Source organism: Streptomyces sp. NPDC002817 (assembly GCF_053592055.1).
The window spans coordinates 1-1,369 of record NZ_JBSFUY010000109.1; the positions used below are offsets into that span (position 1 = coordinate 1).

The window sequence follows — 1,369 nt, forward strand, 5'->3', positions numbered from 1 at the left end:
TGAGTGGACGTTAAGTCCGTTTCTGGTAGCGGCCTCGTCCGGGTTGGGTGAGGAAGCCTTGGCGGACGAGGCGTCCGAGACGAGCACGGGTGACGTTGACCGATGCCTCGTCGGTGGGCATGCCGAGGAGTTCGTGCAGCTCACGGGCCCGGAACTCCTGGTCGGGGTGCTGGTTGAAGGCGTTCACGATGGCCTGGTAGGCGGTGTTCGTCTCGGGCGGTTCGGGTTCGTTTCCAGCCGGTGCGAGTTCGGCGATGACCTTCTGGGTGGTGGTCAGCTCCGCGAGTCGCGCTTCGGTCTCGGTCAGGGCCGTGGTCAAGTGCTCGATCTGGTCGCGTAGTTCACGGGCCCGGTCCCCGGTCTCGTCGTGCTGGGCCTGGAGGCTGGCCAGGAACTCGGTGATGTTCACGCGGCCAGCTCGAGGGTGTCGCGCCAGGTCGGACTCGGTGCGGTGAGGCGGCGGGTCATGTTCGCGATGGAGGCCCAGTAGACACGCGAGGCGGAGGTGTCGGTACGGTGGTCGTACTCGCGGGCCAGGCGGCGGTGCAGCATCAACGTGCCGTTGACCTGCTCCACGATCCACCTTTTCGGCTGCGGGACGAACCCTTTGACCTGGTCGTCGGGGTTGCGGCGGACGACCTCGACGTCGATGTCCAATAGGGCGCCGCGGATGATGACTTGGTCCTTGAAGCCCTGGTCCACCAGGGCCTTCTCCAGCCGGTTCCCGCAGCGGTCGGCAACCTGGTCGAGCAGGGCGGTGCCGGCCGTGTTGTCGTGGGCAGAGGCTGCCAGCACCACGACGCCGATGATCAGCCCCAGAACGTCCACCGCCAGCCCCCGCTTGCGGCCCGAGACCTTCTTGTTGGCGTCCAGTCCCGTCGTGGTCTTCGGGACACCCGCGGCCGCGCGGACGGACTGGGTGTCGATGATCACGAGGGACGGGTCCTCTAATCGCTTCGCCTTCTCCCGTACCTGGCAGCGCAGGAGCTCCTGAATCCGCTGGTCGAGCCCGTCCTGGCGCCACAGGCCGAAGTAGTAGAACACCGCCGACCAGGACGGCAAGTCGTGGGGCAGATAACGCCACTGACAGCCCGTCCGGTTCTGATAGAAGATCGCGTTCACGACCTCCCGCAGGTCGCAGGACCCGGGATCTCCGGTCGCCGACCGGGCCACCCGGTCCTGCTTCCAGGCCGTGATCATCGGCTCGATCAACGCCCACTGCTCGTCCGATAAGTCGCTGAGGTACGGCTCTCTCTTCACGCCCTGCATCTCAGCATGGACATGCCCAGCAGGTGGCCTGCACGGCGATCAGTACCACGATCGAGCGATCACGAACCGAGGAAGATCGGACTTAACGTCCACTGAGACC

General features: G+C 65.9%; 2 protein-coding genes. Both read right to left on the reverse strand.

Annotation, left to right across the window (positions count from 1 at the left end):
- Positions 1-10 precede the first annotated feature (10 nt).
- A complete protein-coding gene (locus ACWD3I_RS49195) occupies positions 11-409 on the reverse strand; it encodes a hypothetical protein (RefSeq protein ID WP_365414260.1) in 399 nt (132 codons plus the stop codon).
- Positions 406-1,260, reverse strand: coding sequence for an IS5 family transposase (locus tag ACWD3I_RS49200; protein ID WP_451084473.1), 855 nt, complete (start codon positions 1,258-1,260; stop codon positions 406-408). The genes ACWD3I_RS49195 and ACWD3I_RS49200 overlap by 4 nt, the downstream gene beginning before the upstream one ends.
- Between the last annotated feature and the right edge of the window lie 109 nt (positions 1,261-1,369).